Source organism: Streptomyces sp. NPDC091282 (assembly GCF_044757385.1).
In the GTDB taxonomy this organism is placed as follows: Bacteria; Actinomycetota; Actinomycetes; order Streptomycetales; family Streptomycetaceae; genus Streptomyces; species Streptomyces gramineus.
Genome location: NZ_JBIVUX010000003.1, coordinates 33,713 through 59,275, shown reverse-complemented (window position 1 = coordinate 59,275; position 25,563 = coordinate 33,713). Strand labels below are relative to the sequence as shown.

Genomic DNA, 25,563 nt, shown 5'->3' with positions numbered 1-25,563 from the left:
GTCCCGCCCGATCCACGCGATCCGTCCGGTCCGCCCGGTCCGTCCGTCCCGTATGTTCCGTCTGTTCCATCGAGCACGTGAGCCACGTCAGTTGGACGTGATTTCGCCCGTACGGGTTGCGGTCCGGGGTGTCGGTGATGTCACTCCCGCGGCCCGGTCACTCCTCGCCGTGCTGGCGGCGGATCCTGGCGGCCACCTCGTTGCCCTCCGTCTCCCACCAGGGGCGGACCCGCTCGGCGGACTCGGCGGACGGGACGGCCGGGGCGGAGCCGGCGCTCGGGACGGCGGCGGAGGCGGCGACCGCGGCGGCCTGCTGCCGGTCCAGCTGCCGGTCCAGCACCGCCGTCTGCACCCGCTCCGCCCGCGCCCACTGCACCAGGATCAGCAGCAGGAACGGCAGCGCGACCAGCTCGGCGATGCTCAGCATCGCGCCGCCGCCGATCTGCTGGTCCTGCCGGACGTCCGGGGACCAGGACGGATGGTGGTGCAGGTACCAGGCGCCGGCGATCAGCGTGCCGTGCGTCATGACGACCACGCCCGGGATCGCGTCGATCACACCGTCCAGGAAGACCAGCGCGGCCCGGACCGGGTGGGTGCACCAGGCGGGCAGCGTCTCCTCCCCGGCCAGCACGGGGACGACGAACAGGCAGCCCGCGGCCAGCAGGTGCAGGTACATCAGCTCGTGCAGCCAGCCCACCCGCAGCGCGGTCGCGAAGTACGGCGTGAAGTAGACCGTCAGCTCGGTGGCGAGCACCAGCGCCGTACTGACCAGGGGGAAGGTCAGCAGGCGCAGCACCCGGCCGGTCGTGACGCGGCGCAGCCGTGCCGCCGCGGGCCCCGGGAGCGCCCGCGCGGCGAGCCGGAGCGGGTCGCCGAGCGCCAGGCCCAGCGGCGCGACGAGGTCGAGCAGCACGTTCTGGACGGCGGCCGGCCAGAACAGCACGTGGTCGTAGACGGCGAGCGCCGACATCGTCGCCACCACGAGCGCGCCGAGGCCGACGACGGCGAAGGCCGCGGTGCGGACCGGCGACCAGGATCCGCCCGCGGCGCGCACCCGCAGCACGCCCCAGCCGTACAGCCCGCCCAGCAGGACGACCAGCAGCAGCGCGGGCACGTCCGGCTGCCATGACGTCAGCAGCACGCCCACGGTCGGTTCGGCCATCCCGCTCGCCCTCCTCGGGTCCTTCGGTCCTGCCGCGCTCGGGTCCAGGACGAAACGGGTCAGGTCCGACCCACTGCGCGACGCTATACCCGCCGCGCCCGGCCCTCGCACCGGGATCCCGGTTCCGGCGGCGGCACCCGGCCGGGCCCGGCCGCTCCGGGCCGCTCCGGGATGCTCACGGCCTCCAGGGAACGGTGAGGAATCCCTCCGCGCGGGCGCTGGCCAGGCCGATCCTCGGGATGTCGCTGCTGCGGGCGAAGAGCAGGTAGCGCGGCTCCCATATCGGGCGGTACTTGGCGTTCGCCCGGTACAGGGACTCGATCTGCCACCAGCGGGAGAAGAACGTGAGGGTCGCGTGCCACAGGCGCAGCACCGGGCCGGCGCCGAGGCGGGAGCCGCGTTCGAAGACCGAGCGGAACATCGCGAAGTTCAGCGAGACCCGGTCGACCTTCAGGTCGGGGGCCCGCAGGAGGAGTTCCACGACCATGAACTCCATCAGGCCGTTCTCCGCGTCGCGGTCGCGGCGCATCAGGTCCAGGGAGAGGCCGTGCTCGCCCCACGGGACGAAGCTGAGCAGGGCGCGGGGCACGTCGTCGGCGTCCCGGCACTCCAGCATCACGCAGCGGCCGTCCGCCCGGTCGCCGAGGCGGCCGAGCGCCATCGAGAAGCCGCGTTCCGTGGTGCCGTCGCGCCAGTGGTCCGCCCGTTCCGTCAGCAGGGTCATCTCGTCGGCCGGGATGTCCTCGTGGCGGCGGACCCGGACCGTGTAGCCGGCGCGGCGGACCCGGTTGTGGGCCTGGCGGACCACCCGCATCGCGCGGCCCTCCAGGGTGAAGTCGGCGATGTCGACGATCGCCTCGTCGCCGAGTTCCAGGGCGTCCAGGCCGTGCCGGGCGTAGATGGTGCCCGCCTCCTCGCTCGCGCCCATGACGGCGGGCGTCCAGGCGTGCTGCCGGGCCTCCGTCAGCCACGCGTCGATCGCGCCGGGCCACGCCTCCGGGTCGCCGATCGGGTCGCCGGAGGCCAGGCTGACGCCGCCGACGACGCGGTAGGTGACGGCCGCCTTGCCGGTGGGCGAGAAGATCGCCGCCTTGTCGCGGCGCAGGGCGAAGTACCCGAGGGAGTCGCGGGCGCCGTGCCGGTCCAGCAGGCCCCTGAGCCGCTCCTCGTCCTCGGCGCCGAGCAGGCGCCGGCCGCGCGGGGAGCGGAAGCCGGCGTACAGGACCAGGCAGAAGGCGGCGGCGAGCAGGACGTTGATGACGATGTCGGTCCAGCGGGAGGCGTGCACCGCGGTGACCCGGTCGGCGAGCGGCCCGACGCTGATGCCGCGCAGGAGCGTGTAGGCGATCTCGTCGGGGAGGGTGGCGCCGCGGGAGGTGTTCGTGACGTGTACCAGGAGCGTGCCGAGGACGCCCGTGACGGCCACGCCGCCCACGCCCGCCGCCAGCGCGAGCCGCGGGTTCGACGGGTCGCCGATCGCGTCGAACTCCCGGCGGCTGATCAGCAGCGCGGCCACGAAGAGGCCGGTGAGGGCGGCGGAGACCCAGTTGAAGGCGTGGGCGCGGTACTCGTGCTGGGTGAGCGCGAGGACGTAGAGGACGAAGAGGGGCGCGGAGAGCACGACGTTGACCACCCACGCGGCCCGCTTGCGGCGGCGCATCACCAGCACGAAGAAGATCGCGAGGGCGGCCGAGACCAGACCGGCCGTGGCCAGGTACGGCGTGAAGAACTGGCCGGAGTGGTGGGCGTGCTGCCGGTGGAGGTGCAGGGTGAGGCGGCCGTTGTTGTGCTCGTCGACCTCCTGCCGGAACGGCAGGGACAGCACCGCCGCTATGTTCAGGACGGCGATCAGGCGCAGGTACCAGACGGTGGCGTCGGCGGCCCGTCTGCGCAGCGCGGCACCGGGCGTGGTGTCGGGGGCGCGCCGGTCGGCGGACGGGCGTGGCGGGTTCAGGGTCGACTGCTGTGCGGACATGGTGGCCGGGTCACCTTGGGGACGGGGACGGGACGGTGGCGGAGGGAGCTGACCCTACGGTCCGTAGGGTAACGGCGGGAGACGACAGGGCGACCTGCCGTGGTGCGGAATACGGTGTGAAAGGCGCGGGGACCTCTTACGGACACTCCCGCTCGGCCCGCCGCCGGGCCGCCAGCACCCAGGCGATGTTCCCGATCGCCGCACCCGCGGCCACCGCGGCGACGATCACCCCGCCCGTCGCGAGCCCGTCGCTGAACAGGTGCGGACGCCGGTCGAGGCTGTGCAGGCCGAAGCCGGACAGCTCGTACACGCCCACCGCCGCGATCAGCAGGCTCGCCACCAGCATCGCGACCGTGGGAGCGAGGCTGCGCCGTGTCTCCGTTGCGTCCGTGCCCTGCATGAGTACCCCCGATGAGCTGACGAGCCGCCGTGGCCGATGGGGAACCTACAATACGTAGGGTCAAAAGGGCCTCAGGACGAGCGTATGCGCATCGGCGCGGGCACGGGGGCAGCGCGCCCCGGCCCGGTGTCCTCGGTGTTCTCCGTCACAGCCGTCCCGGCGGCGTGCTCCGCACGGGTGACGGCCCGGCGTACGCGGGCTGACGGCGCCGCGGTCCGCGCGCCCCGCCACGTCTCCATGGTCCGCGCGCCCCGCCACGGCTCCGCGGTCCGCCCGCCGCTACGGCGCGCCGCCGGGTCCCCGTGCGGGACCCGGCGGCGGCGGACCGTCCCGCTCCCGGCACGGTTCAGCCGAACCGGCCCGCCACGTAGTCGGCGGTGCGCTGGTCCTGCGGGGAGTTGAAGACCGCGTCCGTGTCCCCGTGCTCGACGATGCCGCCCGGGGTGCCCTGCTCCGCGAGGAAGAACGCGCACTGCTGGGAGACGCGCGCCGCCTGCTGCATGTTGTGCGTGACGATCACGATCGTGACCTGGCCGGCCAGGTCCTGGATGGTCTCCTCCACCCGGCGGGTGGAGGTGGGGTCCAGGGCCGAGCACGGCTCGTCCATCAGCAGCACCCGGGGGCGTACCGCGAGGGCCCGCGCGATGCACAGACGCTGCTGCTGTCCGCCGGAGAGCGCGCCGCCGGGCTGCCGGAGCCGGTCGCGGACCTCCTTCCACAGGCCCGCGCGGGTCAGGGACTCCTCGACCAGGTCGTCCTTCTCGCGACGGCCCGCCTTGGCGCCGGTCAGCTTCAGGCCCGCCACCACGTTGTCGTAGATCGACATCGCCGGGAACGGGTTCGGCTTCTGGAAGACCATGCCGATCCGGCGGCGTGCGTCGGTCAGCCGCCACGACGGGTCGTAGATGTCCTCGCCCTCGAAGAGCACCTCGCCGCCGAACTGCGCGGAGGGGATCATCTCGTGCATCCGGTTGAGGGTGCGCAGGAACGTCGACTTGCCGCAGCCGGACGGGCCGATGAGCGCGGTGACCTCGCCCGCGGGCATGGTCAGCGACACCTGGCTGAGCACCTGGTGGGAGCCGAACCAGGCGGAGACGGCACGGGCTTCGAGGGTGGCGGGGGCGGGGCCGCCGACCGCCGGGACGGCGGCGGGGAGCACGACGGTGTCGGTCGTCCCGACGAGGGCGGTGGCGGTCTCGGTCATCTCATTCACCTGGTTCACAGCAGATTCGGCAGCAGTTCGGTGGTCCGCGTGGCGACCTGGAGGCCGAGCACCGCGACGACCGGGGCGAAGGCGATCCACGTCTGGTGGCGGCCCCAGCGGTGCCAGGTCCAGACGGCGGCGACGGCGGTGAGCAGCAGCGCCTGCAGCCACATCACCAGCGGCCACGGCACCCCGGAGGGGCGGGCGAGGGGTTCCTCGGAGGCCGGCAGGGTGCCGGCGCGGATCACCGCGGAGGGGGTCTGGAACGGTTCGGAGACCAGGTCGGCGTCGACCCGCAGGATCCCCGAGGGGGCGAACCGCGGGCCCGTGGCCGTGATCAGCACGAGGCGGCTCTTGCCGGCGGCCAGCGCGGTCGGCGCCGGGTCCCCGGCCCGTCGTACGTCGACGACCTGGTAGTCCGCCGTGCCCTGGCCGGTGATCACGGTGAAGGTGTCGCCGGCGGTCAGCTCCGCGAGCCTGCCGAACGGCCCGCCGTACGCGGCCGCCCGGCCCATCAGCACGCTGGTGCCGGCCTGACCGGGCATCGGTGTGTCCCGGCGGTGGCCGGGCCCGTCGGTCAGCACGGCGGAGTCGGTGCCCTCCAGGACGACCTGGCTCAGGCCGAGCTTCGGGATCCGGACGAGCGCGAGCGGGGTGCCCGGCGCCAGCAGCTTGCCGTCCTGGCCGGTCTGGGCCACCGGCGCGGTGCCGAGGGCGAGTTGCTCGCGCAGCTGGTCGAAGTCGGCGTGCTGGGCGGCGTGCTGCTGGGCCCCGCTGACCACCAGCAGCTGCGCGGTGATGCCGAGCAGCAGCGCGGCGAGGCTGAGCAGTCCGCCGCGCGAGAGGTGGCGGACTGCGGTGACACCGCGGACGGGCCTGCGCGGCACGGCCGCGGCCGGTGTCCTCGGTATCGGTACGGCGACGGTCACGAAGCCCGCCTCCTTCACAAGACGCGTGCGGGGCCGCCGGGAGCCGCGTGGCTCCCGGCGGGCCCGTCAGGGGATTACTTGGAGGTGATGGTGAAGTTGGCGCCGGTCTTCGAGTTCACGGTCGAGGAGCCGACGTAGAAGGCGTGCAGGGTGTGCTTGCCCTTGGAGAGCTTCGGCAGCGTGATGGTGACGTGGCCGCCGCCCAGGGTGCCGGTCGCGATGACCTTGGAGCCCTGGTAGATGCGGACGGTGCCGCCCGGGATGGTGCCGGTCGCGGTGACCTTGACGGTGACCTTGCCCCTGGCGGTGTGGCTCACCGAGGTCGGGTGCGAGGCGGAGACCGCCGCGGACGTCTTCGTGATCTTCAGGGAGACCAGCGTGGAGGACGCGTTGAGCCGGGAGGTGCCCGGGTAGGACACCGACAGCGCGTGCGTGGCGACCTTGAGGTGGTTCGACAGGCCGATGGAGACCTTGCCGGACGAGTCCAGGGTGCCGGTGCCGACGACCGTGGTGCCGTCCTTGACGGTGACCTTGCCGGTCGCCTTGACGCCGTGCGTGCCGGTGACCGCGACGGAGACCTTCGGGGTCTTGCCGTAGGCGGTGGTGGCGGTGGTGGCCTTGGTGGTGCTGGCGTACTTGACGGAACCCTTCCAGGTCGCGTCCGCACCGGCGCCGATGATGTTGTAGCCGGTGACCGTGGCCGTGTAGGTGCCGTTGGCCAGGCCGGTGAAGGAGTACGTCTTGGTGGTCGCCGGGACGTCCTTGGTGGCGACGACCCCGCCGTCCGCGTCGGTCAGCGTCACCCGGTAGTCGGTCAGCGCCAGCGGGGTGGCGCCCGGAGCGGTCCAGGACAGCTTCAGGCTGGCGTCGCCCACGGTGGTCTTCAGAACGGGTGCGGCCGGCACCGTGTTGCTGGAGGACAGGCCCTCCAGGCCGCCCTGCAGCGCGTGCTTGGCCTGCAGGTTGACGGAGCCGTTGTACGGCTCGTTGACGAAGCCGAAGGCCGAGATGACCTTCTCCGCGCTCTCCGACGCCAGCTTGGCGGTGTGGCTGCCGCTGGTGACGAAGATGTCGTACAGGTCCTTGTCGAAGAAGACGCTGGTCGGGTCGATCGCGCGGCTCGGAAGGACGTTGTAGACGTCACGGCCGAACGTCGAGTTCTCGTAGTAGGCCTGCACCGGGGCCAGCTTGCCGTTCACCGTGGTGACCGGGCTGGTGGCACCGTCGTCGCCCGGCAGCGTGACGGAGGCCAGGTGGCCGCCGGCCGCGGCGGCGGCCTTGCTGTAGTCGGGCGAGACGCCGTTGTTCTGCGCGATCCAGGAGCCCACGGAGAACGGGACGAGCGCGCCGTCCTCGGTGAGGGCCGTGTTGGCCTGGTTCTCCTGGACGACCTGCACGTTCGCGCCGAGCGGCGTGGTGGACATGCCGATCGCCGCGAGGAAGAACTTGCGGGTGCCCGAGCCGTCCTGCGGGATCTTCGGGTGCAGGGTCTGGCCGTTCAGAACCTTCAGCGAACCGGAGTAGATCTCGAACAGCTGCTGCTTGGTGAGCGAGTCCAGGCCCGAGCCCTTGACCGCGACACCCACGGCGTCGCGGGCCATCGGCACGTAGGTGAGGGCCGTTCCGGTGGTGGACGGGCCGCCGGAGGAGCGGGCGAAGTCGACCTGGCCCTTGATGACGGTACCGGTGCCGGCCGGGAACTTGTCGCCGGTCAGCGACGCGGACAGCGCCTTCTGGCCGTTGCCGGAGCCGTTCGGGCGGGCGAACGGCGCGCCGCCGGAGCGGGTGATGATGGTGGACGTGAGGGAGCCGGTGCCGGGCTCGATCGCGTCGTACGAGGCGATGCCGGAGCCGTTCGCCGACTTCACGGCGGTGGCGGAGTAGCTGGTGCCGTTGACGGTGTCGCCGGCCAGGGCGTTGACCACGTCCTGGGTGGTGTCCGAGCCCACGCCGACCAGCTGGCGGAAGGTGCCGGCGGGGGTGGGGTCGGCGATCGCCGGGGTGGCGAGGGCCAGGCCGCCGGCCACCACGGCCGCGGCGACGAGCGCCGCCGAGGAGCGCAGATTGCGCATCGAGAGTCTCCTGACGAGAGCTAGCTGGGGTGTTGCAGAGGGATCTGGCAGGGTGGTGCAGACCGTCCGCCCCGACTGCCTTTCGGGGCGGACGGCCGTCTGTGGAAGCGCCCCCTCAGGGGCGCGGGGAACCGCGCGACCAGCCACGGCGGACCCGCAGCCGACGTACGGCCGCGGTCACGGAGGCCACCGACAGCCGGCGCCCGCCGGCGAACGGCGCCCCCGCTCCGGCGACCGCCCCGAGCGCGGCTCCGACCGGTACGGCGTAGCGCAGCGGGTTCGCGGGGTCGGCGGGGGTGTTGCCGGCCGCGGTGGTCTCCAGCGCCCTGCCGCCGTCGAACGACGCCGACGGGCTCGGCGAGGCGCTGCTGCCCGCTCCCCCGGCAGGGCCGGTGCCGCCGACGGCGCCCGCGCCTCCGGTGTCCCCGGTGGAGCCGGTCGCGCCGCCACCGGAGGTGTCGGTGCCGCCGCCGTCGGCCGAGCCGTGGTCGGCGGGGCTCGGGCCGGTGTAGTGGATCAGCGCGTCGGCCGCCTTGACGGTCTGGGCGCGCAGCTTCCGGGAGAGCGGGGCGTAGCCGAGGGGCAGCTTGCCCGGGTCGGAGCCGGAGGCCTGTCCGGTGGCCGCCGCGAACCGCAGGAGGGCGGCGTAGTCCTGACGGTCGGCCTTGGTCACCTTGCCGGGACGGACCGCCGCGTAGACCAGCTGGGCCAGCGGATAGGCGCCCTTCGCCGTGGCGTTCGCCGGAGTGATCTCGGCGACGCCGGAGCCGGCGGCGGTCGCGGCGGCCGCGGTCAGGCTCGCCTCCGTCGGGGCGACGAACGCGCCCGCGCTGTTCTCCAGTTCGGCGGTCTGCAGCCCGTAGCGGGCGGCGGAGGCCACGTCCGTCACCGTGATCACGAAGCGCGATCCGACCGTCTGCGGACCGACGCTCTTGTACGCCGGCGGGGTGGCCAGCGGGTCCCAGCTGGACTTCCAGAGGGTGTCCGCGCGCCGGGTGTGCAGGGCACCGGCGTGCATGTCGTCCACGTAGGGGTGGAAGTCGGTCATGCACTGCTTGTCGTCGTCGGGGGCGCCGGAGCCGGGCGGGACGGTGCACCAGGGGTCGTTCTTCGGGTACTCGTCGGTGTTCGACGGGTCGAAGGCGGCGCCGGACGGGTTCAGGTCCGCGTTGGTGCTGTAGTACGGGTTGATCCGCATCCCGTCGGCGTCGGGCACCCCGGCGAGGAACTGCCGGGCGTCCTTGTCGGCGACGATCCACTGCCAGAGCGCGCGGGCGGTGTCGGTGTGGCCCAGCGAGGTCATGAGGTCGGTGTCGGTGGCCGGCGTCTCGGCGACCGAGAGGTTGGCGAACTCGGGGTTCAGGGAGATGAACTCCGGGTCGGAGGCGAGTCCCGCCGGGTTGTTCTTCGCCCAGCCGTACCCCTTGGCCACCCCGCTGTCGAGCACCGATCCCCAGGTGGAGTTGCGGTACGACTCGGTCAGCAGCTTGGCCAGCAGGCGCGGGTTGAGCTTGATCGACTCGACTTTGGTGCCGGCGAGTCTCTGCACGCTCTGTGGCGCCGTGGACTTGGGTCTGCGTTCGATCGTGAACCCGATGACGGCCCCGCTCAGCGCGACCGGCGCGTAGGTCGTCGGGTCCGACGGCGCGCTGGTGCCCGGGTCGGCACCGAGCCTGCGGGTGGTGAAGGCGAGGCCGCTGGAGCCGTCCGAGATGAGCCGGGCCCGGGTGTTGGGCTCGCCGTACTCGGTGTAGCTGTAGACCTTGCCCTCCGTGCAGAGCTTGGCCTGCCAGCTGGTCATCGCGTCGGCCGCCAGCTCGCTGCCCGTGGTCGGGCGCTCGTCGGAGCCGAGGGCGCAGTTGGTGCCCACGCTGTTGAAGTCCAGCTTGACGGCGACGCGGTTCTTCCAGTTGGTCGAGGAGACCGGGGAGCCCGCGTTGACGTGGCTCTTGTCCGCGTACGGCTTGCCGTCCAGGTCGAGGCTGCCCTGCGGGACGATCACCAGCCAGCAGGAGCGCGGCCGGGTGACTCCGTCGGTGGTGACCGGGACCCCGCAGCCGAGGTGCGGCGCCTCGTTGGCGGTCTGGACCTCGAAGTACTCCTGGCCGGTGCCGTCGGCACTGGTGCGGGCGAAGTCGACCTCGTTGGTGGTGTTGTAGTTGAAGAGGGGGTTGTTCTGGGTGTTCCTGGTGATCGTGGTGCCGTCCACCGACTTGAAGGGGACCTCGCCGGGGGCGTTGGGGTTGGTGGCGCCGTACCGGTCGTCCTGGCCGTAGTTGGTCGGGTCGGCGCTGTAGAAGATCTGCCGGGTGTCGTCCTGGCCGTTGCCCGGCCAGCCACCGCGGTTGGTGGTCGGGGAGGCACCGAACTGGCACTGGGTGCGTGACGGGCCGGGGTTGACCGGGACCGTGCCGTCGTCGTCGCCCCAGCACTGCATGATCTGCACGAAACCGGTGTCGAACTGCGAGCCCGCGAAGGTGGTCGGCGCGCCGCCCGACCAGCTCACCGAGATGGCCTGGCTGGTGAGGTGGGTGGTCTGGGAGACCGTGAACTTCATGTCCTTGAACTCGCCGCGCCCGGCGACCGTTACGGCGGAGCCGGTGGCCGCGGTGGCGGTGGGAGCGGTCTGGGCGACCGCGAGTCCGGCGAGGGCGCCGACCGTGGCGCCCGCGAGGAGCCGTACCAGCGCGTTGCGTATGCGAGCGCGTCTCACCGCGTGCTCCCCTCGTCGGAGCGGTCGCCGCTCTTGTCGCCGACCAGCCGGGACACCAGCGACGGCAGCAGCAGCAGGCCGAAGACCAAGACCGCGGCCAGCAGCATCAGCGTCTGGGTGGCGGTCCAGCCGTGCCCGGTGGCCACGGCGACGGGCTGGGCCAGGGCGACGGTGCCGCCCGCGGCCGTACCACCGGCGGCGGAGGTGCCGTCGGAGCCGGTGCCGGTTCCGTCCGGTGAGACGGTCTGGCCGGTGTCGGGGTCGACGGAGGGCGTGGCGCTGCTGCCGCCCGCGGAGCCGCCGCCGTCGGAGCCGGTGCCGGTCGCGCCGCCGGAGCCGGTGGAGCCACCGGAGGAGGAACCGCCGCTGCCCGAGCCGGACTTGGTGCCGCCGGTGCCCGTGGTGCAGGGCGCGGCACCCTTCTTGTCACAGGCCGCGGGGTAGGGCGCCGTCTGGGCGAGCTTGTTCTGACCGCCGGCGGTGAAGGTCGGGTTGTTGCAGTTCTTGATGTTGATGTTCTGCGTCTCCACGCCCGGGATCCGGCGGATCTGGTCGAAGCCCGCCTGCACGAGGTTGATCGGGAGCGGCGAGTAGCCGAGCTTCGGGGCCTGCTGCTGTCCCTGGCACATGAAGTAGTACGAGAACGCGCCGAGTGTCTTGCCCTTGTCCTCGGTGAAGGTGCCCTGCACCTTGAGCGGCAGGATCATGTACGAGTAGCTGGACAGCGGGTAGTTGCGCTTGTCGGTGTCGTTGTAGACGCCGTCGAGCTGCTGGGTGAGGTAGTCCGCCGAGCTCTTGTTGGTGTTGATCTTCGCCTTGAGCAGCGAGACCGCCACGTTCGAGGGGGTCGGCTCGGTGTAGTAACCGGCGTGGTTCAGGACCTTGGCGACGGGATACCGGGCGTTGATGGCGTACGAGTAGTTGACGTACCCGATCGCGCCCTCGCCGTAGTTCTGGGCGACGTACCCGGCGACACCGAGGTCGCCGGACTGGGCGATCATGCCGGAGACGGTGGGGTAGTACGAGGTCTGGCCGCAGGAGCCGGACCGGCCGACCTTCGCGCAGTACGCGTTCCACAGCGCCTTGTGCTGGTTCGCCATCCACATCGTGAACTGGGCGGTGGAGCCGGAGCCGTCCGAGCGGACCACCGGGACGATGGTGCGGTGCGGCAGCTGGAGGCCGGGGTTGTCGGCCTTGATCACCGGGTCGTCCCAGGTCTTGATGACCCCGGTGAAGATCTTGGTGACGACGTCGCCGGAGAGGCGGAGGTTGGTGACCCGCTTGCCGTTGACAGTGAGGTGGTACATGAAGACGGTGCCGCCGGCCGTGATCGGCATGTAGGCGTAGGACCCGGACGCCGGGCGCTCGGCCGCGCTGCCGTCGGTGGGGTTCGTCTGGAACGGGATGTCCGAGACGGCGAAGTCGACGGTGCCGGAGAGGAACTGGCGGCGGCCGTCCGACGAACCGGTGCCGGCGTAGCTGATCCGCATGCCGTACTGGTTGACGGCGCGGCGCCATTCGTCGACGGCGTTCTCGGCCCAGGTGGAGCCGGCGCCGGAGATGGGGGTGTAGCTGTCGGCGGACGCGCTCTGCGTGAGGCCGATGACGGTGAGCGGGGTCAGGATGCTGAGCAGCGCGGCGAGGATGCCCAGCCGTCTCAGGGTGTTGATGACAGGGCTGGACATCAGTGCGCGTCTCCTGCGGAGGACGGGGGCTCTTCGCCGTTGGTGGGTGCGGATGCGTCGTGGCTGGTCGCGCAGTTCCCCGCGCCCCTGGGTGGGTCGGCCTTGCCGGTGTCAGGGCCGGGACCGTTCTCGAACAGGTCCAGCCCAGGCGTCTGCGCTTCGGTGAAGCGGGTGGCGTCCCGGCGGGAGGCCCGTGCCGCGCGCTTCGCCTGCCGCTTGTTCTGGTGGCCGGGGCCGCGTCCGCCGATCACCCGGGCGATCGCGAAGAGGACCAGGACCAGGGCCATCAGGACCGCCGCCGAGCCGAAACCGCGGGCGATCATGGCCGGTTCGGGCGACTTGACGAAGTTGAAGACGGCGAGCGGGAGGGAGACCATCGGGCCGCTCGTCGGGTCGGCGTTGAGCGCCGCCGTGAAGCCCGCGGTCAGCAGGACCGGCGAGGTCTCGCCGATGCCGCGGGCCGTGCCGAGGATGACGGCGGTGGCCAGGCCCGAGCGGGCCGTCGGCAGGACCACGTGCCAGACCGTCCGCCAGCGCGGGGCGCCGAGCGCCTCGGAGGCCTCCGTCAGCGTGCCCGGCACCAGGCGCAGCACCACGTCCGCGGCGCGGATCACGATCGGCAGCATCATCACGCTGATCGCGAAGCCCGCCGCCAGACCGGACTTCTGCATGCCGAGGCCGAGGATCCAGACCGCGTAGACCATCAGGCCGGCCACGATCGACGGCAGCGCGGTCATCGCCTCGACGATCGTCCGGACGAACCGGGAGAAGCGGCCGCGGATCTGGTTGAGGTACACCGCGCAGGCCAGGCCCAGTGGGACCGTGATCGTCAGCGCGATGGTGATCATGATGAGCGTGCCGAGCATGGCGTGCGCGATGCCGCCGTGGGTCAGCGGGTCGAGCGGGCCGGCCGCCTGCATGTCCTGGGTGAAGAAGTTGCCGTGCGGCAGGGCCTCCCGGCCGCGCCAGGCGGTGAAGCCGACGACCATCGTGAGCGCGAGGAACATCAGGCCGCCCGCGGTCCACAGGACGACGGTCATCACCCGGTCCCGTACCGCCTGCGCGTCCTCGTCAAGGCCTGTCAGCACCGCGTAGATACCGAGGAATGAAAGGTACGCGGTGACGAAGAATCCCAAGGCTCCCGAGAACGGGGCGAGTTCGCCGAAGAGCAGGATCGCGGTGCACAGCCCGGAGGCGGCGGCGCCGAGCAGCGACAGCACCCCGGAGCGGGTGAACCCGCCGATCCGGCGCGGCACGTCGGGGAGTCCGGCGGCCGGGCCGTCCGCGGCCGCGACCGCGGTGCCGTTCGCGGGGACGACCGGGGCGGCGTCCCGCGGGGTGTTCTTCTCCAGGTCTACGACGGTCATCGTCAGGCCTCGCTCTGCGCGCCGGACCGTGACCGCGCCACGATCGAGGAGGCGGTGAAGTTGACCGCCAGGGTGAGCAGGAACAGCGCCAGGCCGGCGGCCATCAGCGCCGACATGCCGAAGGTGGAGGCATCGCCGTAGTGCAGGGCGATGAGGGAGGAGACCGAGTTCGAGCCGGTCTGCAGGATGTGCGGCTGGATCACGAAGACCGGGGAGATGATCAGGTAGACGGCGATGGTCTCGCCGAGCGCGCGGCCCAGGCCCAGCATGGTGCCGCCGATGATCCCGCCCATGCCGTACGGCAGGACGACCGAGCGGATCATGCCCCAGCGGGTGGCGCCGAGCGCGTAGGCGCCCTCGCGTTCACCGGCCGGGGCCTGGGCGAACACCTCGCGCATCACCGAGCACTGGATCGGCGCGACCATCAGGGCGACGACGATCCCGGCGACGAAGGTGGAGGCGGTGTAGACGCTCTGGGAGGCCAGGGGTTCGCCGGGCCGGACGCCGTCGACGTGCAGGAACGGGATCCACCCGAACCAGTCCGACAGCCAGCGGGACAGCCCGATCACGTGCTGCTGGAGGAAGAACAGCCCCCACAGGCCGTAGACCACGGACGGGACGGCGGCCATCAGGTCCACCATCGTGACCAGCGTGCGGCGCAGGGGCCGGGGTGCCACGTCCGAGATGAACAGGGCGGTCCCGATGGCCAGCGGCACGCTGATGGTGACGGCGACGGCGGCGATGAGCAGCGTGCCGGTGAGCACGGCCGCGATGCCGAACCGGTGGACGTCCGGCTGCCACTGGGCGGTCGTCAGGAATGCCCAGACGCCTCTCGCCCGCAGCGCCTGTCCGGCCCTGAGCAGCAGGAACAAGCCCACCGCGGCCATGATGGCGAGGACGACGCCGCCCGTGGCCGTCAACTGGTACCGGAACATCCGGTCCCCGAGCCCCCGGGCGGCGGTAAGCCGCCTGGGCACGGGTCTTTCGGATTCCGCCCCGGCGGAACCCTCGAGTGTGGACACCACTGTGTCCCCCCTATACGAAACGATTCTCCCCGCACGGCCCCGAAGCGGGGTGCCGCGCGGACAGAGTCAATGGCCGGTTCCTTGCGCACCAGCGCGTCACATGTGGAGGAAAGGTGAACTGTTCATGCCTTTTGAGTGGGGAAGTTGTGGGCGTGTACACACGAATGGGCCGCCGGGGGCGCTCCCCGCCGGACGGTGTGCGGGTGCGAAGACAAGGACGGCCGGGGGCGAAGGCGCCTGTGAGCGGGTGCGCGGGGCATGCGGGGCGGCCGAGGCGTGGGCGCCGAGGCTGCGACCGGGTGAAGCCGCAGTGAAGTTGCAGTCGCGGACGGGGAGTTGGACGACGGTCCGGTTCAGTCGCGGGCGGCCGCGAGGGCGCGCTTGACGGCGTCCTCGTCCTGGCCGAGAAGCGCCTTCTCCAGACTGTGGTCGTCATGCCGGGAGAACCGCTCCCCCTCCGCGACGTCCTGCTCGCCCAACACCCGCCCGCACCATTCGCCCCGGTCACCGGTGTGGTCGTCGAAGGGCACGGACCCGCCCTCGCCGAGGACGACCCAGCCGCCCTCGTGCCATCTCAGGGCGAGCAGATAGGTGTGGCCGATCTCCAGCCGGGGCGCGTCCGTGGCCGTCTGCGCCACCCGGGAGCCGCTGGACCGGTAGACCTGCCAGCCCGGCGCGACCATGTCGAAGCCGGATCCGATCGCGTGCCGGGGCGAGGCCCGGGACCACAGCCGGCTGTCGACCCGGAAGGTCACCCGCCGGTCCATCGCGTACGCGACCGGCCCCTTGGCGTAGGTCCGCCGCCCGGTCTCCCGCTCCCCGGTCGGTCCTGCGACGACGACGTGATCGGCGTACGTCACCCAGTCCCTCGCGGTCTGCGACGGATACGGGTCGCCCGACATCCCGCACCCCGGCACCGACTCCAGCCCCGGCCCGCCCACCAGTACCCCGGCCGTGATCCCGACGGCGGCCAGCACCGCGGCGAGCGGCCGGGCCGGCACCCGCCGGGGCATGACAGATCGTTCCCCCATGACGAAGACGCTCCCCCGTGCGTTGATCGACGCGGCGGAGTCCGGACCCGGTCGAGATCCGCCGCCGCGATGATCACCCTAGGCACGGGCCGGCGAAGGTGAACAAGGCTCACCTCGGTCCCGGCACGGAACTGTGACGCGCGGGCACCACGCCACGACCGGCCCGCAGTCCCGCGTACACGGCTCAGGCCCGCTCCACCCGGCCCCCGGCCAGTCCCCCGCCCACCGTGAAGCCGATCACCGCGCCGCCGCCCGCCCGGCGGAAGGCGAAGGGGGCGCCGCCGTGGGCCATCGCCACCTCGCGGACGATGGAGAGGCCGAGGCCGGAGCCGGGGAGGGAGCGGGCGTCGGCGGCGCGGTAGAAGCGGTCGAAGATCCGGATCAGGTCGCCCTCGGCGATACCGGGGCCGCGGTCGAGGACCTCGACGCGGACCGTGCCCGGCCGGGCGGGCCCGGTGACGCTGATCTCGATGGGCCCCCGGCCGCCCCGGTCGAACTTGGCCGCGTTCTCCACCAGGTTGGACACGGCGCGCTGGAGCATGCCGGGACGCCCGTCGGTGGTGGTGTCACCGGCGGCCCGCAGCAGGATCTCGCGGCCGGTGCGGCGGCGGGCCAGCCCGGCGACGTCCTCCGCGATGTCGGCCAGGTCCACGCGCTGCGGCGGCTCCATGTCGGACTGCCCGGCGGCGAGGTCGACCAGCTCGTTGACCAGGTCGGTCAGCTCGCGCGCCTCCTGGCCGAGGTCCGCCACGAGTTCGTCGCGGGTGTCGGGCGGCAGCTCGTCGATCCGGCGGAGCAGGGAGATGTTGGTGCGCAGCGAGGTCAGCGGGGTGCGCAGTTCGTGGCCTGCGTCCTGGACCAGGCGCCGCTGGTCCTCCTCGGACTGGGCGAGGCGGCCCAGCATGCGGTCGAAGGCCCGGCCCAGCCGGCCCACCTCGTCGAGGCCGGTCACCGGGACCTGGATGCCGAGCTGCCGGGTGCGGGCCACGCCCTCCGCGGCCGAGGTGAGGATCACCAGCCGGCGGGTGATCCGGCGGGCCAGCCACCAGCCGAACAGTCCCGCGGCCACCACCACCGCCGCCATGAGGGCCAGCGTCCGCTGCTGGAGGGCCTGCAGCAGGTCCTCCGTGTCGCTGAACTCCTGCGCCACCTGCACCGCGCCGCGGCCGTCGCCGAGGGCCACGGTGGCGATCCGGAACAGGTCGTCGCCGACCCGGACGTCCTTGTGCTGGGCCGTCGTCCCGGCGCCCCGGGCCATGGCGGCCGCCCGGTCCGCGTCGGTGACGGGGAGCGCCGGGCTGCCGTGGTCGACGACCTCGCCGCGCGCGCCGAGCACCTGGACGTCGGTGCGGACCGGCCGGACCAGGTCGTGTCCGGGCCGGGAGGAGGAGAAGAAGTCCTCCGGCACCATCCGGTCCTGCTTGACCTCGTCCTGGACGTCGGAGACGACCTGCGTGAACACCGACTGCTCGTCGACGCGGACCAGCCGTGCGGCCGCGTTGTACGACAGGATGCCGACCACGACGGTGACGGCGGCGGTGATGGCCGCGAAGGAGAGGACGAAGGTGGTGCGCAGGGAGACGAGCCGGGGCCGGCGCCTGACCAGCGCCCGCCCGAGCCGCCGCAGACGGCTCACTCAGTCCTCCCGCAGCACGTAACCCACGCCCCGGACGGTGTGGATCAGCTGCGGGGCGCCCGGCTCGTCGAGCTTGCGGCGCAGGTAGCCGACGTAGACGGCGAGGTTCTTGGAGCCGGGGCCGAAGTCGTAGCCCCAGATCCGGTCGTAGATCGTGGAGTGGTCCAGGACGATCCCGGCGTTGCGGGCGAGCAGTTCCAGGAGCTCGAACTCGGTGCGGGTCAGTTCCAGCTCGCGCCCGCCCCGCCAGGCGCGGCGGGCCTGGAGGTCCATGCGCAGGCCGGCCGCCTCGACCTGCCGGTCGGAGATCTGCGGTTCCCGGCCGGAGTCGGCGACGGCGCCGCCCTGGCCGCCGCCGGTGGTCACCGGTGAGGTGCGGCGCAGCAGGGCCCGCAGCCGTGCGAAGACCTCTTCGACGTCGAAGGGCTTGACCACGTAGTCGTCGGCGCCGGCGTCCAGTCCCGCGATCCGGTCGGCGGTCTCGACCAGCGCGGTCAGCATGAGGATGGGGGTGCGGTCGCCCTCGGCGCGCAGCACCCGGCAGACCTGGAGGCCGTCGATGCCGGGCATCATCACGTCGAGGACCAGGACGTCGGGCCGCACGCGGTGGGCGTGCGCCAGGGCTTCCACTCCGTCCGCGACCGCCGTCACCTCATAACCCTCCAGGGAGAGGGCCCGCTCCAGGGCGTGGCGGATGGCGCGGTCGTCTTCGGCGAGCAGCACAGTCTGGGGCACGGATCCAGTCTGCCAAGGCCGCGGGGCCGGGGCCGGGGTGAGCGGGCCTACGATCACCCTTTTTACCGGGCTCTCACCGTCACGGAGGCAACGGGCGCCGGGGCGCGGCTGTCGCCGGTGCCCGCCCCGGGCCGGTCAGCTCGCCGCCAGCCGCGCCAGCTGCTCCTCGAAGGGCACCACCTCGGGCGGAGCCTCCCGCCTGGTGCCGCCGAGCCCCGTCATCAGCGCCGCCAGCTCGCCCGCGGCGCGTTCGACGCGGCTCTCCAGGCCCTCCGCGCCCCAGTCCTCCGAGGCCGCGTAGACGCCGGTCGGTACGACCACCGCCCGCAGGTAGGCGAAGAGCGGCCGCAGCGCGTGGTCCAGCACCAGCGAGTGCCGGGCCGTGCCGCCGGTCGCCGCGATCAGCACCGGCTTGCCGGCCAGCGCCTCCTGGTCCAGGACGTCGAAGAACGACTTGAACAGACCGCTGTAGGACGCCGTGAACACCGGCGTGACCGCGATGACGCCGTCCGCCGCGGTCACCGCCTCCAGCGCGGCGGCGAGCCGGCGGCCGGGGAAGCCGTTGGTGAAGTTGTGGGCGATCTCGACCGCGAGGTCGCGCAGCTCGACCACCTCGATCTCGGTGCCGGCGGCCTCCCGGCCCACCGCGGCGGCCAGCCGGTCGGCCAGCAGCCGGGTGGACGAGGGCACGCTCAGTCCCGCCGAGACGACGACGAGCTTCATGCCTGTACCTCCTTCTTCTCCGCCGCGGCGGCGGCCAGCAGCGACGCGTGGGTCGGCGCCTCCGGGACGTCGGCCGGACGGCCGTTCGCGAACTCCTTGCGGAGCACCGGTACGACCTCCTCGCCGAGCATGTCGATCTGCTCCAGGACGGTCTTCAGCGGCAGGCCCGCGTGGTCGACCAGGAACAGCTGGCGCTGGTAGTCACCGGCGTACTCCCGGAAGGCCAGCGTCTTCTCGATGACCTGCTCGGGCGTGCCGACGGTCAGCGGGGTCTGGTCGGTGAAGTCCTCCAGGGAGGGCCCGTGGCCGTAGACCGGCGCGTTGTCGAAGTAGGGCCGGAACTCACGCACCGCGTCCTGCGAGTTGTGCCGCATGAACACCTGGCCGCCGAGGCCGACGATCGCCTGCTCGGGCGTGCCGTGCCCGTAGTGGGCGTACCGGGCCCGGTACAGCTCGACCATCCGCTTGGTGTGGTCGGCGGGCCAGAAGATGTTGTTGTGGAAGAAGCCGTCGCCGTAGTAGGCGGCCTGCTCGGCTATCTCCGGCGAGCGGATCGAGCCGTGCCAGACGAACGGGGCGATCCCGTCCAGCGGCCTCGGGGTGGAGGTGAAGCCCTGCAGCGGGGTGCGGAACTTGCCCTCCCAGTCGACGACGTCCTCGCGCCACAGCCGGTGCAGCAGGGCGTAGTTCTCGATGGCGAGGTTGATGCCCTGCCGGATGTCCTGGCCGAACCAGGGATAGACCGGTCCGGTGTTGCCGCGGCCCATCATCAGGTCCACCCGGCCGTCGGCCAGGTGCTGGAGCATCGCGAAGTCCTCGGCGATCTTCACCGGGTCGCTGGTGGTGATCAGGGTGGTGGAGGTGGAGAGGATCAGCTTCTCCGTGCGCGCGGCGACGTAGCCGAGCATGGTGGTCGGCGACGACGGGACGAACGGCGGGTTGTGGTGCTCGCCGGTCGCGAAGACGTCCAGGCCGACCTCCTCGGCCTTCAGCGCGATCGCGACCATCGCCTTGATGCGCTCCCGCTCGCTCGGCGTCCGGCCCGTGGTGGGGTCCGGCGTGACATCGCCGACGGTGAAGATCCCGAACTGCATGCTCGCTCACCCTCCAGGTTGTTGACGGTTCAACTATACCTGCAGAACGAGACCCCGCCCGCCGCTATTCCCGGCACCTCCGCCGCCCCGGGCCCTACGCCTTCCAGGCCGGATCCCGCCCGGTCAGCCCGAGCAGCCGCTCGAACTCCGGTGCCCCCGCCGGCACCGGCACCGGCTCCCCGAACATCCCCATCGCCCGTGCCGTCGGCGCCATCCCCGCGACCTGCCCCGCCAGCTCCGCGACCACCGCCGCGTCCGCGGGCGGCTCCGGCTGCCCGGTGGCCCGCGCCAGCTCCCACCCGTGCACGGCCAGGTCCAGCAGCGCCATCGCCCCCAGGGTCCGCGCCGGCATGTCCATCGTCCCCGCCGTCCCCGCCTCCGCCCCGGGCGCCGACCAGGCCGCCGCCAGCTCCCGCGCCGCCCCGGCGAACCGCTCCCGCCAGTCCGCGCCGTCCCCGACCCGGTCCGGCGTCACGGTGAAGTCCACCGACCCCTTCGCGGCCAGCTTCCGGAACTCCACGACCACGTGGAACAGGTGATTGACCAGGTCCTTCACGTCGTACTCGGCACAGGGCGTCGGATCCGCGAGCGCCCCGTCCGGGACCCCCCGCACCACCGGCAGGACCCCGTCCACCGCCCTGCCCAGCAGCTCACCGATGCCGTACTCCCGCGCACTGCCCGTGTTCGTCTCCATGCCCACGACCGTACGAACCCGCACCCGCGCCCCTCTTGAACAAACGCGACGCCCGCCCCGGAACGTACGATCCGGGCATGGCCGCCGCACCCGTCCACGACACCCGCGGCATCGTCGACCCCGCCGGACTGCTGTCCCGCGTGCGGTTCCGCCGCCACCGGCCCGCCGAGCCGCTGCGCCGGTACGTCGAGACGTACTGGTTCATCGACTGGGACCTGCCCGAGCCCTACGTCTCCCACGTGGTCCCGCACCCGTCCGTCAACCTCACCTTCCAGTGGGACGAGGACGAAGGGCCGCCCTACGCCGAACTCACCGGCGTCGCCCTCGGCCTCTACGCCCGCCGCCTCACCGGCCGCGGCCGGGTGTGCGGCGCGAAGTTCCGGCCGGGCGGCTTCCGGCCGTACGCCCCGCACCACCCGGTCTCGCACTGGACGGGCCGCGCGCTCCCCGCGGGCGAGGTGTTCCCGCGGGCCACCGCCGACCTCGCCGCCGCGATCGTCGGCCCGGCCGGGGACGCGGCCAGGGCGGCGGCGCTGGACGCGTTCCTGCTCTCCCTCGCCGCCGTCCCCGACCCCCAGGCCGACCGCGCCATGGCCCTGGCCGACCGCATCCGCCGCGACCGCTCGGTCCACCGCGTGACCGCCTTCGCCGCCAGCCAGGGCATGTCGGCCAGGGCCCTGCAACGCCTGTTCTCCGGGTACGTCGGGATCACCCCGAAGTGGGCCGTCCTGCGCCACCGCATCCACGAGGCACTGGAACGCGCGGGCCGGGACGGAGACGTGGACTGGGCCGCCCTGGCCGCCGAACTCGGCTACGCCGACCAGGCCCACCTGATCCGCGCCTTCAAGGCCACGGTCGGCGTACCCCCGACCGCCTACACGGCCGGCCGCTGAGCCCGCCCGCCCCGCTCAGCGGGCCGCCCGGAAGGCACGGCCCGCCGCCGTGGCCGTCGTACCGTCCGTGAACAGCCCGCTGCTCGGCTTCGAGGGGTCCGCGCCCAGCCCGAACCACGCGTACCGCTGGAGGTACGGCAGCCCGTCCAGCGCCTTCGTGGACGCCGTGACGAAGTCCGCCTGCTGCTGCGCCGACGGGAAACGCGTCCCCTGCGAGAAGTCGATCAGCGCGTACTCGGTGAGCCAGATCGGCTTGTGGTAGCGCGCGTACACCGCCGCCAGGTACGAGGTCAGCTGCTGCACGGCCTGCGGGGTGCGGAAGTCGCCGCCGTACCAGTGCAGCGTGACGAAGTCGACCCGGTACCCCTTCGCCCGCGCCCCGGACATGAACCGGTCCAGCCAGCCGCCGGCCGTGTCCGCGCCGTACGCCACCGCGGGACTGCCCAGCACCTTGCCCGCCGCCATCAGCCGCGGCCACAGCTCCAGCGCCTGGTCGACCGACATGTTCGACTGCTGCGCCATGTCGGGCTCGTTGAAGCCCAGCAGATACGGCCCCGCCGCCCGCGCCTGCGCCAGCGAGGCGTCGGTGACGGACGCGGCGCCCCAGATCATCGGCACGAAGGAGGACGGGCCCGGCGTGGTCACGCCCTGATGCCCGGTGTTCCACGTGTAGTACCAGCCCGCCCCGCTCGCGGCCAGCGCCTGGCTCACCCCGTCGAACGACCACACGCCGACGCCCTTGCGGGCACTGGAGGCGACCTGCACGGGGGCCGCGGTGTGCGGCGACGGCGTGGGCCGCGCGGACCGGCTCGGCGACGCGCTCGGCCCGGCCGAGGACCGGGAGGGCGACGGAGAGGCCGACGCGGAGGGCGAGCGCACCGGGCTCGGCGAGGTTGCGGCCACCGGCGTCGGCGGCGCGGCCGTCCGGGCCACCGGGGCCTGCGGACCCGCCGACAGCCGGGCCGCGACCAGCGCGGCCACCACGACGAACACGACACCCGCCGCACCGCCGACCACCACGCGCCTGCTCACCGCACGCCCGGCCCGCCGGACGCCCCGGCCCGGCCGCCCGTGCCGCCCGCGAGGAGTTCCGGGGGCGCCGGTGGTTCCGGAGGTTCCCGGGGTGCCCGTGGATCCCGGAGTGCCCGTGGATCCCGGAGTGCCCGTGGATCCCGGAGTCCCGGACGAGGCACCGGCAGCCTGGGCGAGCAGCCGTGCCGGATCCAGGCCGGCCGGCACCGCCACCAGCGGCAGCCCGCTCAGCAGCCGCTCCATCGGCAGCAGCCCCCGCTCCAGGCCCGCGCACTCCCCGCAGCCCCGTATGTGACGGCCGAACCGCTTGCGCCACAGCGGACTGGGCACCCCGTCCCACGGCGCCGCGATCTCGTCCAGCCGGGCACAGCGCGGACCGGCGCCCAGCCCCCGCACCACACAGCGCGAGACCTCCATCTGCTTCTTCATGCGCTGCACCCGCACGGCGGCATGCCGGTCGGACAGCCCCAGCGCACCGGCCAGATCGGCGCGCTCCAGCTCGCCGGTCTCCTCCAGCCACCACAGGGACAGCAGCTCCTGGTCGTCCGGATCCAGCCAGCGGGTCGCCTCGGCGATCTCCTTGCGCTGCTCGGTCAGGCCCAGCCGCAGGATCGTCAGACCGGCGAAGTCGAGCGCGGGATCGGTGATCGCCTCCGCGTCGTCCAGGCGGGCCCTGCGGTCCCGGTCCGTGGCCCGCAGCGCCTCCCGGCTGCGCACCTGCCGGATCGTGATCGCGACCAGCCAGGACCGCAGCGCCGACGGATCCCGCAGCTTCGGCAGCCCGCGCACCATGCGCAACAGCGTCTCCTGTACGACGTCGTCGACGTCGGCGTGACCGTTCAGGGCCCGGCCGACGATGTTGTAGACCAGCGGCAGACAGTGGGCCACCAGCTGCTCCAGGGCCCGCCCGTCACCCGCGCACGCGGCCGTCACCAGGCCGGGGGCGGGCCCCCTCCGGTGGTTCTCGATCATGTGGTTCCTCCGCGCAGGGATCCGGCTCTTGGAACGGAGACCCCCCGAGGCGCCCTGGGACAACAGAAAACCGGCGGGTCGACGTCGAAACCTGTTCGGATCCGCAATTTATGTTGTGCGGCCGCCGCGCACGAGGTCTCCGAGAGGCAGGCACACATCCGGCACAGCCCGAGGGAGGCCCGGGGATGGCACGAGGACGCAGAAGACACCGCACGAGACCGGCGCGACGCGGCCGGTGGTACGCCGCCGCGGCCGCCGCGCTCGCGACGGCCGCCACCGTACTGATCACCTACGGCGCGTGGACCCCGTCACCCGCATCCGGCACCGCGCGCACGGCGGACCGCCCGGCCGCCGCGGCCGCCTCCGCCGAACCGCCGGCCGCCTCCCCCACCCCGACCCCCGGCCGCCGCACCTCCCCGGCCCCGGCCCCGACCCCGTCCGCCACCGCGAGCGCGTCCCGGCCGGCCGCGCCCAGGGCCACGAGCGCCCGCGAACCCGCCGCCACGCCGCACCGGCAGGCCCCGGCGGCCGTACCGGCCGGCCGGCGGCTGATCACGGTCGTCAACCGCACCGCGCAACCGGTCTGGGCGGTCGTCACCGGCACCGCCGCCTACCCCGCGGGCCACCGCCTCGCCCCCGGCCAGACCTTCTCCCTGAACGTGGCAGGCGACTGGGGCGGCCGCGTCTGGGGCCGCACCGGATGCACCGGCAGCGCGGCCGGACCCTGCGCCTCCGGCGACTGCACCAGCGTCTGCACCGGACCCAACCCGCCCACCACCCTCGGCGAGTTCACCTTCGACGCGTACGCCGGCATGGACTTCTACGACGTCAGCATGGTCGACGGCGCCAACCTGCCCATGTACATCAACATCTCCCACACCACGACCACCGACCCGGTCGGCGACACCGGCTGCTACCGGGGCACCTGCACCACGGAGATCGACTGCCCCGAGGCCATGCGGTCGTACTCCGGCGGCCGGGAGACCGGCTGCAAGCCGCCGTGCGCGGCCTTCGGCGGCGACACGTACTGCTGCCGCGGCGCCTGGGCCGGCCGCGACCGCTGCGTCCCCGCCAAGTGGCCCGTCGACTACACCCAGGTCTTCAAACGGGCCGCGCCGTACGCCTACTCGTACGCCTTCGACGACGCGGCGACCATGGCCTGCAAGGGCGCCTGCTACTACCGGGTGACCTTCGGAACCACCTAGGGCCCGCCTGACGGTCACCCCTGCCCGGTCAGAAGGCGTACGGGTCCCCGGTCGCCAGCACCAGCACCCGCTGCCGGTCGTTCGTCCGGTCGTGGTCCACCGCGCCGCCGCTCCAGGCCATGTCGGCCTCCAGCGTCACCTCCGCCGGCCGCTCCCGCAGCCGTACCGGAACCACCAGCTGCTCGCCGGGCAGGTCGACGGCGAGCGGCCCGGTGCCGCACACCACCTCACGCTCGCCGGAGCGCGCGCAGGCGGGCGGCAGCTGCTGCGTGTCCGCCAGCGCCGCCGACCACGTCAGCCGCACCGTCGCACCGGAGACGATGTCCGGGCCCAGATTGCGCGGGGTCACCCGGACCACCACCACGTCCCCGTTCATCACCACCGACCCGTGCACCTCCAGGTCGGCGTCACCGGCCCACGCGGTCCCACCGGTCCCGACACCGAGCGCGAGGGCCGCCACAGCGGCCACCGCGAGTCCACACCGACGCATCGCCATGACACCCGTCCTATCCGTCCGTCTACGGCATCCCCACGGATGTATGCCACACGGGCCGCTCCTCAGGCGCCCTCCAACAGGTGACACGCAGACCACGTGACACGCTGCCCACATGCTGATTCTCCGCTCCGCCGCGCTCTTCGTCGTCGCCGCGCTCTTCGAGATCGGCGGCGCCTGGCTGGTCTGGCAGGGCGTCCGCGAACACCGCGGCTGGCTCTGGGTGGCCGGCGGCATCCTCTCCCTCGGCGCCTACGGCTTCGTCGCCACCTTCCAGCCCGACGCCCACTTCGGCCGCATCCTCGCGGCGTACGGCGGCATCTTCGTCGCGGGCTCGCTGCTCTGGGGCGCGGTGGCGGACGGCTACCGCCCCGACCGCTGGGACCTGACCGGCGCGGCGGTGTGCCTGGCGGGCATGGCGCTGATCATGTGGGCGCCCCGGAGCTGACACCGGGCGCCCGGTCCCGCCTCGGCCGTGCCGCCTAGACTCTGCGGAGCAAGCCGCACCTGAAACCCGCCGAGG

General features: G+C 73.0%; 21 protein-coding genes. 3 read left to right on the top strand and 18 right to left on the bottom strand.

What is annotated here, in order from left to right; translation table 11 throughout:
* Nucleotides 1–157: 157 nt before the first annotated feature.
* From ACIQOE_RS13980 to ACIQOE_RS13905, 16 genes are all read right to left on the bottom strand, one after another.
* Nucleotides 158–1,162, bottom strand: a complete 1,005-nt coding sequence (locus tag ACIQOE_RS13980; protein WP_401411652.1) for a cytochrome c oxidase assembly protein — start codon at nt 1,160–1,162, stop codon at nt 158–160.
* 175 nt (nt 1,163–1,337) lie between these two features.
* Nucleotides 1,338–3,137 carry a phosphatidylglycerol lysyltransferase domain-containing protein gene (locus ACIQOE_RS13975; protein ID WP_365555057.1) on the bottom strand — a complete coding sequence of 600 codons (1,800 nt, stop codon included), beginning with the start codon at nt 3,135–3,137 and terminating at the stop codon, nt 1,338–1,340.
* Nucleotides 3,138–3,273: 136 nt separating this feature from the next.
* Nucleotides 3,274–3,537 (bottom strand): hypothetical protein, encoded by a 264-nt coding sequence (locus ACIQOE_RS13970; protein ID WP_351327979.1) that lies wholly within the window; start codon nt 3,535–3,537, stop codon nt 3,274–3,276.
* A 346-nt stretch (nt 3,538–3,883) separates the two neighbouring features.
* Nucleotides 3,884–4,741 carry a phosphate ABC transporter ATP-binding protein PstB gene (gene pstB / locus ACIQOE_RS13965; RefSeq protein ID WP_401411649.1) on the bottom strand — a complete coding sequence of 286 codons (858 nt, stop codon included), beginning with the start codon at nt 4,739–4,741 and terminating at the stop codon, nt 3,884–3,886.
* Nucleotides 4,742–4,755: 14 nt separating this feature from the next.
* Nucleotides 4,756–5,670 (bottom strand): sortase, encoded by a 915-nt coding sequence (locus ACIQOE_RS13960; RefSeq protein ID WP_401411647.1) that lies wholly within the window; start codon nt 5,668–5,670, stop codon nt 4,756–4,758.
* 74 nt (nt 5,671–5,744) lie between these two features.
* Complete coding sequence (locus ACIQOE_RS13955; protein ID WP_399013518.1) at nt 5,745–7,742, bottom strand: Ig-like domain repeat protein; 1,998 nt, start codon at nt 7,740–7,742, stop codon at nt 5,745–5,747.
* Nucleotides 7,743–7,857: 115 nt separating this feature from the next.
* A complete protein-coding gene (locus ACIQOE_RS13950) occupies nt 7,858–10,455 on the bottom strand; it encodes a hypothetical protein (RefSeq protein WP_401411645.1) in 2,598 nt (865 codons plus the stop codon).
* Nucleotides 10,452–12,140, bottom strand: coding sequence for a phosphate ABC transporter substrate-binding protein PstS (locus ACIQOE_RS13945; protein WP_401411643.1), 1,689 nt, complete (start codon nt 12,138–12,140; stop codon nt 10,452–10,454). Before ACIQOE_RS13945 ends, ACIQOE_RS13950 begins: the two co-directional genes overlap by 4 nt.
* Nucleotides 12,140–13,507 carry a phosphate ABC transporter permease PstA gene (gene pstA / locus ACIQOE_RS13940; protein ID WP_401411641.1) on the bottom strand — a complete coding sequence of 456 codons (1,368 nt, stop codon included), beginning with the start codon at nt 13,505–13,507 and terminating at the stop codon, nt 12,140–12,142. Before pstA ends, ACIQOE_RS13945 begins: the two co-directional genes overlap by 1 nt.
* A gap of 2 nt (nt 13,508–13,509) precedes the next feature.
* Nucleotides 13,510–14,484 (bottom strand): phosphate ABC transporter permease subunit PstC, encoded by a 975-nt coding sequence (gene pstC, locus ACIQOE_RS13935; protein WP_401411639.1) that lies wholly within the window; start codon nt 14,482–14,484, stop codon nt 13,510–13,512.
* Nucleotides 14,485–14,885: 401 nt separating this feature from the next.
* A complete protein-coding gene (locus ACIQOE_RS13930) occupies nt 14,886–15,563 on the bottom strand; it encodes a hypothetical protein (protein ID WP_365570352.1) in 678 nt (225 codons plus the stop codon).
* 184 nt (nt 15,564–15,747) lie between these two features.
* Nucleotides 15,748–17,199, bottom strand: coding sequence for an ATP-binding protein (locus ACIQOE_RS13925; protein WP_401411637.1), 1,452 nt, complete (start codon nt 17,197–17,199; stop codon nt 15,748–15,750).
* Nucleotides 17,200–17,934, bottom strand: coding sequence for a response regulator transcription factor (locus ACIQOE_RS13920; RefSeq protein ID WP_351327996.1), 735 nt, complete (start codon nt 17,932–17,934; stop codon nt 17,200–17,202).
* A gap of 135 nt (nt 17,935–18,069) precedes the next feature.
* On the bottom strand, nt 18,070–18,657 hold the full coding sequence (locus tag ACIQOE_RS13915) for an FMN reductase (protein WP_351935009.1): 588 nt from the start codon (nt 18,655–18,657) through the stop codon (nt 18,070–18,072).
* Nucleotides 18,654–19,751: an LLM class flavin-dependent oxidoreductase gene (locus ACIQOE_RS13910; protein WP_362647602.1), complete on the bottom strand. Its 1,098-nt coding sequence runs from the start codon at nt 19,749–19,751 to the stop codon at nt 18,654–18,656. Before ACIQOE_RS13910 ends, ACIQOE_RS13915 begins: the two co-directional genes overlap by 4 nt.
* Nucleotides 19,752–19,845: 94 nt before the next feature.
* Nucleotides 19,846–20,445 carry a TIGR03086 family metal-binding protein gene (locus ACIQOE_RS13905; protein WP_401411634.1) on the bottom strand — a complete coding sequence of 200 codons (600 nt, stop codon included), beginning with the start codon at nt 20,443–20,445 and terminating at the stop codon, nt 19,846–19,848.
* 77 nt (nt 20,446–20,522) lie between these two features.
* Here ACIQOE_RS13905 and ACIQOE_RS13900 point away from each other — a divergent pair, with 77 nt between their 5' ends.
* Complete coding sequence (locus ACIQOE_RS13900) at nt 20,523–21,338, top strand: DUF6597 domain-containing transcriptional factor (RefSeq protein WP_401411632.1); 816 nt, start codon at nt 20,523–20,525, stop codon at nt 21,336–21,338.
* Nucleotides 21,339–21,353: 15 nt separating this feature from the next.
* On the opposite strand, the gene ACIQOE_RS13895 is transcribed toward ACIQOE_RS13900, so the two are convergent.
* Nucleotides 21,354–23,342: a sigma-70 family RNA polymerase sigma factor gene (locus tag ACIQOE_RS13895; RefSeq protein ID WP_401411630.1), complete on the bottom strand. Its 1,989-nt coding sequence runs from the start codon at nt 23,340–23,342 to the stop codon at nt 21,354–21,356.
* Nucleotides 23,343–23,527: 185 nt separating this feature from the next.
* Here ACIQOE_RS13895 and ACIQOE_RS13890 point away from each other — a divergent pair, with 185 nt between their 5' ends.
* Nucleotides 23,528–24,547 (top strand): thaumatin family protein, encoded by a 1,020-nt coding sequence (locus tag ACIQOE_RS13890; RefSeq protein ID WP_401411628.1) that lies wholly within the window; start codon nt 23,528–23,530, stop codon nt 24,545–24,547.
* 28 nt (nt 24,548–24,575) lie between these two features.
* Here ACIQOE_RS13890 and ACIQOE_RS13885 read toward each other — a convergent pair whose 3' ends face one another.
* Nucleotides 24,576–25,043, bottom strand: a complete 468-nt coding sequence (locus tag ACIQOE_RS13885) for a hypothetical protein (protein WP_365555082.1) — start codon at nt 25,041–25,043, stop codon at nt 24,576–24,578.
* A 112-nt stretch (nt 25,044–25,155) separates the two neighbouring features.
* On the opposite strand from ACIQOE_RS13885, the gene ACIQOE_RS13880 reads away from it, so the two are divergent.
* A complete protein-coding gene (locus tag ACIQOE_RS13880; RefSeq protein ID WP_362647615.1) occupies nt 25,156–25,488 on the top strand; it encodes a YnfA family protein in 333 nt (110 codons plus the stop codon).
* Nucleotides 25,489–25,563: the final 75 nt, after the last annotated feature.